This is a genomic window from Microbacterium sp. SA156, from assembly GCF_049065455.1.
In the GTDB taxonomy this organism is placed as follows: domain Bacteria; phylum Actinomycetota; class Actinomycetes; order Actinomycetales; family Microbacteriaceae; genus Microbacterium; species Microbacterium barkeri.
In genome coordinates, this window is record NZ_JBAKGU010000012.1 from 124,633 (window position 1) to 131,924 (window position 7,292).

At 71.9% G+C, this 7,292-nt stretch carries 5 protein-coding genes; 1 reads left to right on the forward strand and 4 read right to left on the reverse strand.

The features are described 5' to 3' along the window. Positions 1 to 15 precede the first annotated feature (15 nt). Genes ACOWU6_RS12580 through ileS form a run of 3 tightly spaced genes read right to left on the reverse strand, consistent with a single transcriptional unit; the run spans position 16 to position 5,095 of the window. Positions 16 to 438, reverse strand: a complete 423-nt coding sequence (locus tag ACOWU6_RS12580; RefSeq protein ID WP_421075887.1) for a DUF4233 domain-containing protein — start codon at positions 436 to 438, stop codon at positions 16 to 18. Continuing rightward, a complete protein-coding gene (locus ACOWU6_RS12585; protein WP_421075888.1) occupies positions 414 to 1,772 on the reverse strand; it encodes a bifunctional folylpolyglutamate synthase/dihydrofolate synthase in 1,359 nt (452 codons plus the stop codon). The genes ACOWU6_RS12580 and ACOWU6_RS12585 overlap by 25 nt, the downstream gene beginning before the upstream one ends. Further along, positions 1,769 to 5,095 carry an isoleucine--tRNA ligase gene (ileS, locus tag ACOWU6_RS12590; RefSeq protein WP_324014666.1) on the reverse strand — a complete coding sequence of 1,109 codons (3,327 nt, stop codon included), beginning with the start codon at positions 5,093 to 5,095 and terminating at the stop codon, positions 1,769 to 1,771. Before ileS ends, ACOWU6_RS12585 begins: the two co-directional genes overlap by 4 nt. Before the next feature lie 269 nt (positions 5,096 to 5,364). Here ileS and ACOWU6_RS12595 point away from each other — a divergent pair, with 269 nt between their 5' ends. Further along, on the forward strand, positions 5,365 to 6,021 hold the full coding sequence (locus ACOWU6_RS12595) for a pentapeptide repeat-containing protein (protein ID WP_421075889.1): 657 nt from the start codon (positions 5,365 to 5,367) through the stop codon (positions 6,019 to 6,021). Between the two features lie 20 nt (positions 6,022 to 6,041). Here the strand turns inward: ACOWU6_RS12595 and ACOWU6_RS12600 are convergent, their stop codons facing one another. Beyond that, on the reverse strand, positions 6,042 to 6,722 hold the full coding sequence (locus ACOWU6_RS12600; protein ID WP_421075890.1) for an endonuclease domain-containing protein: 681 nt from the start codon (positions 6,720 to 6,722) through the stop codon (positions 6,042 to 6,044). Positions 6,723 to 7,292 lie beyond the last annotated feature (570 nt).

The following is a 7,292-nucleotide window of genomic DNA, read 5'->3' on the forward strand; positions in this document are numbered from 1 at the left end:
TGGTGCGGGTGCCGGTCAGTCGGTCTCGGACTCGGCCGCGGCGCGCTGCGCGGAGACGCGCCGCTCGATCCGCGCCCCTCCGATCGTCGCATACGCCCACATGCCGCCGAACACGAGCGTGACGAGCAGGATCGCGGGCACGAAGAGCGCGCCGAGGGCGGTCACGACCTGGAGCGCCCATCCGACCGCGAACCCCCAGCGGTGCCGGAGCAGGCCGCTCGTGAGCACCATCAGGATGGCGACGACGGCGCCCGCGACGATCCCCCACCACGGGGCGATCGGCTCGGGAAGCGCGCGGAGCCCGTAGATCGACAGGCCGGCGAGGAACACGACGACCGCCTCGAACACGAGGACGATCGAGCCGATCTTCTCGGGCAGGGCGCGGTAGCGCGGCGCCCGGCGCGCGGCGCCCGTCACGCGCCGCTCACCGGCTTCCACTCCTCCTCCTGCGCGAGCAGGACGGCCTCTCCCGCGAGCACGACGGAGCCCGCGATCGCGACCGCGCGCCGCGGCGCCTCCTGCGCCCACGCGCGAGCCGCCTCTGCCGCGTCGTAGACGCCGGAGTGCACCGTGACGCGGAGGCCCGCGGCCTCCGCGATGTCGGCGAGCCGATCCGCGTCGCTCGCGCGATCCGACGACGGAGCCGTGGCGAAGACGTGCGCGGCGACCGGGGCGAGCGCGGCCACGATGCCCGCGGCGTCCTTGTCGTCGAGGACGCCGAGGACGACGCCCCACTCGTCGAAGTCGAACGACTCCTTCAGCGCGGCCGCGAGGGCGCGCGCGCCGTGCGGGTTGTGCGCGGCGTCCACGACGACGGTCGGCTCGATGCCGACGAGCTGGAGCCGACCCGGCGAGGTCGCCTGCTGGAGCCCGTCGGTGAGCACGCCCGACGCGATCACCTGGCTGCCCGCGCCGATCAGGGCCTCGACCGCCGCGATCGCGACCGCGGCGTTCTGCCCCTGATGACGTCCGTAGAGCGGGAGGTACTCCTCGTCGTACGAGCCGGCGAGGCCCTTGACGGAGATGAGCTGGCCGCCGACCGCGAGCCGGTCGTCGACGAGGGCGAAGTCCTGCCCCTCGAACGCGACGGTCGCGTTCCTCTGCGCGGCGACGCGGCGGATGACGGCCTCGGCCTCGGGACGCTGGACGGCGGAGACGACCGACGCGCCGTCCTTGATGATGCCGGCCTTGACCTCGGCGATCTCCTCCACGGTCGATCCCAGGCGGCTCACGTGATCGATGTCGATGGGCGTGAGCACCGCGACGTCGCCGTCGGCCGTGTTCGTGGAGTCCCAGCTGCCGCCCATCCCCACCTCGAGCACGAGCACGTCGACGGGCGCGTCCGCGCACGCGACGAACGCGAGCACGGTGAGGAGCTCGAAGAACGTCAGGCGCGCGTCGCCGCGGGCCTCGAGCTCGGCGTCGACGATCCCGACGAAGGGCTCGATCTCGTCCCAGGCGTCGGCGATCGCCGCATCCGCGATCGGCTCGCCGTCGATGAGGATCCGCTCGGTGAAGCGGGTGAGATGCGGGCTCGTGAACAGCCCCGTTCGGAGGCCGTGCGCGCGGATGAGGCTCTCGATGATCCGTGCCGTCGAGGTCTTCGCGTTCGTCCCCGTGATGTGCACGACCCGGTAGGTGCGCTGCGGGTCGTCGAGGAGCTCGAGGATGCGGCCGACGCGCTCGACACGCGGCTGCACCCACTGCTCCCCCGCCCTCGCCAGCAGCGCGTCGTAGACGGCGTCGGCCCTGGCCCGGTCGTTCGCGCTCACGCGGCGCTCCCCACTCGCGAGACGGCGACGGCGAAGTCGCCCGCGTTCGCGTAGGTTCCCGCGGGCACGGTCGCCGTGTGCTCCGCGGCGTCGGTCGTCGAGCCCTCGACGACCGCGTGCTCGACGGCGAGGGTCTCCCCCGCGACGTCGGCGACATCCCACGCGCGGCGCACGGCAGCGGCGTCGTCGGCCGACGCGAACGCGAGCTGCAGGCGGATGCGGTCGCTCACCTCGAAGCCCGCGGCCTTGCGCGTGTCCTGCACGGCGCGCACGACGTCGCGGGCGAGGCCCTCGGCCTCGAGCTCGGGCGTCGTCGTCGTGTCGAGCAGCACGAAGCCGCCCGACGGCAGGGTCGCGATCGCCTCGCCATCCGGCCGGCCCGACGTGTCGAGCGCGAGCTCGTACTCCCCCGGCTCGAGGGCGATGCCGTCGGCGGTCACGACGCCGTCCTGCTCGGTCCAGGCGCCCGACTTCGCGGCGCGGATGACCTGCTGCACCTGCTTGCCCAGACGCGGTCCCGCGGCACGCGCGTTGACCGTGAGGCGGTGCGAGATGCCGTACTGGGCCGCCGTGTCGTCGCCGAGCTCCACGAGCTCGACGGCCTTCACGTTGAGCTCGTCGCGCAGGATGTCGTCGAACTGCGCGAGCGCCTCTGCGTTCGCGGTCACCACGGTCAGCTTCGCGAGCGGAAGGCGCACGCGCAGCCCCTCCTTCTTGCGGAGCGCGTTCGCGACGCTCGAGGCCTCGCGCACGGCGTCCATGGCCGTCCGGATGTCGGCCGCATCGGCGAACTCGGCGGCATCTGGCCAGTCCTCGAGGTGCACGCTGCGTCCGCCCGTGAGCCCCTGCCACACGCGCTCGCTCACGAGCGGGATGAGCGGCGCCGCGACGCGCGTGAGCGTCTCGAGCACGGTGTAGAGCGTGTCGAAGGCCTCGCGGCTGCGCGGGTCGTCCGTGACGCCGAGCCAGAAGCGGTCCCGCGAGCGGCGGATGTACCAGTTCGTGAGGACCTCGGCGAAGTCGCGCAGCCGCGCCGAGGCCGTCGTGGAGTCGAGCTGGTCGAGGTCGGCCGCGACGTCGCGCACGAGGTCGCCCGTGAGCGCGAGGATGTAGCGGTCGAGCACATCCGTCGAGTCCGTGCGCCGCGTGGCCTCGTAGCCCGCGCCATCCGGGCCCGCTGCGGCGTTCGCGTACGTCGCGAAGAAGTACCACGAGTTCCACAGCGGGAGGAGGAACTCGCGCACGCCCGAGCGGATTCCCTCCTCGGTCACGACGAGGTTGCCGCCGCGCAGCACGCTCGACGACATGAGGAACCAGCGCATGGCATCCGACCCGTCGCGGTCGAAGACCTCCGACACGTCGGGGTAGTTCCGCAGCGACTTCGACATCTTCTGGCCGTCGTTGCCGAGCACGATGCCGTGGCACGAGACGCCCGTGAAGGCGGGCCGGTCGAACAGCGCGCCCGAGAGCACGTGCATGACGTAGAACCAGCCGCGCGTCTGCCCGATGTACTCGACGATGAAGTCGGCCGGGGCGTGCGTCTCGAACCAGTCCTTGTTCTCGAACGGGTAGTGCACCTGCGCGAACGGCATCGAGCCCGAGTCGAACCAGACGTCGAAGACGTCCTCGATGCGGCGCATCGTGCTCTTCCCCGTCGGGTCGTCGGGGTTCGGGCGCGTGAGCTCGTCGATGTACGGGCGGTGCAGGTCGACCTCGCCCTTCTCGTTGCGCGGGAGGCGGCCGAAGTCGCGCTCGAGCTCCTCGAGCGAGCCGTAGGCGTCCACGCGGGGGTGATTCGGGTCATCCGACTTCCACACGGGGATCGGCGAGCCCCAGAAGCGGTTGCGGCTGATCGACCAGTCGCGCGCGCCCTCGACCCACTTCCCGAACTGGCCGTGCTTGACGTTCTCGGGCGCCCACGTGATCTGCTCGTTGAGCTCGACGAGGCGGTCGCGGAAGTCGGTCACCCGGATGAACCAGCTCGACACGGCCTTGTAGATGAGCGGGTTCCGGCAGCGCCAGCAGTGCGGGTACGAGTGCTCGTACGACTGCAGGCGCAGGAGCCGCCCGCCCTGGCGCAGCAGGCGCACGAGCGGGGTGTTCGCGTCGAGCCAGAGCTCGCCAGCGACGTCCGGGACGATGTCGAGGAACCGGCCGTCGTCGCCGAGCGACACGATGGTGGGGATGCCCGCGGCGTCGTTGAGGCGCTTGTCGTCCTCACCGTAGGCGGGAGCCTGGTGGACGATGCCCGTGCCGTCGCCGGTGGTGACGTAGTCGTCGACGAGGATCCGCCACGCGCGCTGCGTGCCCCAGGTCTCGGCGTCGGCGAAGTAGTCCCACAGCCGCTCATAGGCGACGTCGCGGAGCTGCTCGCCCGTGACGCGGACGCGCACGGCCTCGCGCGCGGCGGCCGCGTCGTCGTAGCCGAGGTCCTTGGCATAGCCGCCGAGGAGGTCCTCCGCGAGCAGGAACTCCGCGCCATCCGCCGCCTCGCCTGCCCCGTTCGGGCCGACCGGGACGACCGCGTACACGATCTCCGGGCCGACCGCGAGGGACATGTTCGTCGGCAGCGTCCACGGGGTCGTCGTCCAGGCCAGGGCGCGCGCGCCCTCGATGCCCAGCGCCGCTGCCTTCTCGCCGACGAGCGGGAAGGTCACCGTGACCGACGGGTCCTGCCGCATCTTGTAGACGTCGTCGTCCATGCGCAGCTCGTGGTTCGACAGCGGCGTCTGGTCGCGCCAGCAGTACGGGAGCACGCGGTAGCCCTCGTAGGCGAGGCCCTTGTCGAACAGCGTCTTGAACGCCCAGAGGACGCTCTCCATGTACGTCGTGTCGAGCGTCTTGTAGCCGCGCTCGAAGTCCACCCAGCGCGCCTGGCGGGTGACGTAGTCCTCCCACTCGCGCGTGTAGGCGAGCACGGAGTCGCGGGCCTTGGCGTTGAACGCGTCGATCCCCATCTCGAGGATCTCGTGCTTCTCGGTGATGCCGAGCTGCTTCATCGCCTCGAGCTCGGCGGGGAGCCCGTGGGTGTCCCAGCCGAACACGCGGTCGACCTTGCGCCCGCGCATCGTCTGGAAGCGCGGGAAGAGGTCCTTCGCGTACCCGGTGAGGAGGTGCCCGTAGTGCGGCAGGCCGTTCGCGAACGGCGGCCCGTCGTAGAAGACCCACTCCTCGGCGCCCTCGCGCTGCGCGATCGACGCACGGAAGGTGTCGTCCGCGGCCCAGAAGTCGAGGATCTCGCGCTCGATCTCGGGGAAGCGGGGGCTCGGCACGACGGTGCTCTTGTCGGCGGCGGGGCCGAACGAGGACTTCGGGTAGGTCATCTCACTCCAGCAGTTCCTAGGGGACTGCGAGGACGACCTCCGCCGACGAGACGGCAGGAGCCGCGGTACCACCCCGCGTTGCGCCGCATGCGACGCCGCTCTCACTGCGGCTGTGACGGGCCTGCCCCGCGCGGTTCTACTGAGGTCCTTGCGTTCCCGTTCTTCCGCGAGCTCCCCGGTGATGGCCGGATCGGTGCCGATGCTCCCATCCTACCGCCGCCGGGCGCCGGTGCGCACGGCGTGTCGGCGCGGGCGCGTAGTGTCGACGGATGGCCAGGAAGCAGGATCGCCCGATCGCCCCGCGCGTGAGCGCACCGGATCTGCCGGACGCCCTCGAGGACGCCATCCCCCGGCGATACGCGGACCTGCAGCGGTCGCGCCTGGCGGGTCTCGCGGGCGACGTCGACCTCGAGCACGCGTCGCTCGAGGAGTGTGTCATCGCCGCTCCGTCGGTCGAGACCCTCGCCCTGCGCGGCGCGACGCTCATCGACGTCGAGATCTCCGACATCCGCGCCGTCTCCGTCGTCGCCCGCGACGCGACCATCCGTCGGCTGCGCATCACGGGCGGCCGCATCGGGACGCTCGACCTCGCGGACGCGGGCGTCGCGGAGCTCGAGCTGCGCGACGTGCGCGTGGACTACCTCTCGTTCGCGGGCGCACGACTGGAGGATGTGCGCATCGTCGACAGCACCATCCGCGCGATCGATCTGCCGCAGGCGCGCCTGACGCGGGTGGCGTTCGAGGGCTGTCGGGCCGACGAGGTCGACCCGCGCGGCATGCGCGCCGCCGACCTCGACCTGCGCGGGCTCGACGCGCTGTCCTACCTCGACGTGCTCGCCCTGCGCGGCGCCACGCTCACGGACGACCAGGTGCGGATGCTCGCTCCCGCGTTCGCGGCGGCCGCGGGCATCGACGTGAAGGGCTGAGGCGCGAGGGCGGGTTCTCGTCATCCCCGCGGCGCGCGATGGAGTCCCTGGGCTACGGCGCGCATGACGAGGTCCTGCACGGTCGCCCAGTCGTCGAGGATCTGCCTTCGCCCGACGCGGATCACGTGGTAGCCCATGAGCCGCAACGCCGCATCGTGCTCGTTGTCGATCATCCGCTGCGCGTCGACGTGGGTTCCGCCGTCGATCTGCAGGACGAGTCGCTCCCCGATGAGCAGGTCGACGCGGTGACCGGCGATCCAGATCTGACGGCGCATCGGGAGCCTCAGCCATCGCAGGCGCGGGATGACGATCGTCTCGAGGCCCGAATCGGCGAACGGCATCATGAGCTCGCACAGCTCGCGCGCCGCGGGTCGGAGTGGGTAGCCCGACATCGTCTCGCGGTCGGCCAGGCCCCTGCTGAGAGCCGATTCCCAGATCGCCAGGGCGTGCTCGCGAGGCTGGCACGCGGCGACGAGCGCGAGGACGTTCTCGATCGAGTCCTCGAACACGCCGGGCGGTCGCGGTACGAGCGGCGTCGACCAGTGCACGTGTGCGTCGGTCTGCTGAAGCAGCGCGGTGTGCGGCGCCGCCGCGACATGCCACTGGTTCGAGGGGTGCGTCCAGAGCTCGAGACGCCTCGCTTGCGAGACGCATGAGACGACCACTCCGATCCGCGCTGCGGCGATCAGCGCCGGGTCCACCCCCTTCTGGGCGATCCACCCCCGTCGGGGCGACTGCACCTCTCATGCGGCCACGGCGCGACGTATCCGCGATCGCGGCACACCCTCGGCGACGAGCGATGCAGAGCGGGCGATGCCCCCGTGCCGCGCCAGTGCCTCGTGCAGGTCCATCCTCCGAGCATCGACGGATGGCCGTCGTCATGGGGGCGAGGGACTGCCGACCGTGCGGGACGCGCCGATCGAAGCCGCCTGTGCACGCGACGACGAGCACCCGGGCCGGGGCGCGGCGTCCGGGTCGGGGTCCGGCGGGACGGCGCCTTGACCGTGCGGGCATCGACGCCTTCGCCGGCGCCGGCGCCAGGAGGATGACGCTTTCCCAGGGCGATTCCCGTCATATCGTCCTGGGAAAGCGTCATCCTCCTGGCTGCGCGCTGCGACACGGGTGCCTGCCCCGCCCCCCGCCGGCCCGCCGGCCCGGACGCCGCGCCCCGGCCCGGGTGCTCGTCGTCGCGTTGCCCGCTGTCGACGTACCAGCGCTCCGAGAGGCTCTCGCCGTCCCAGTCGTAGGCGACGAGCGTGGAGCGCGTGTAG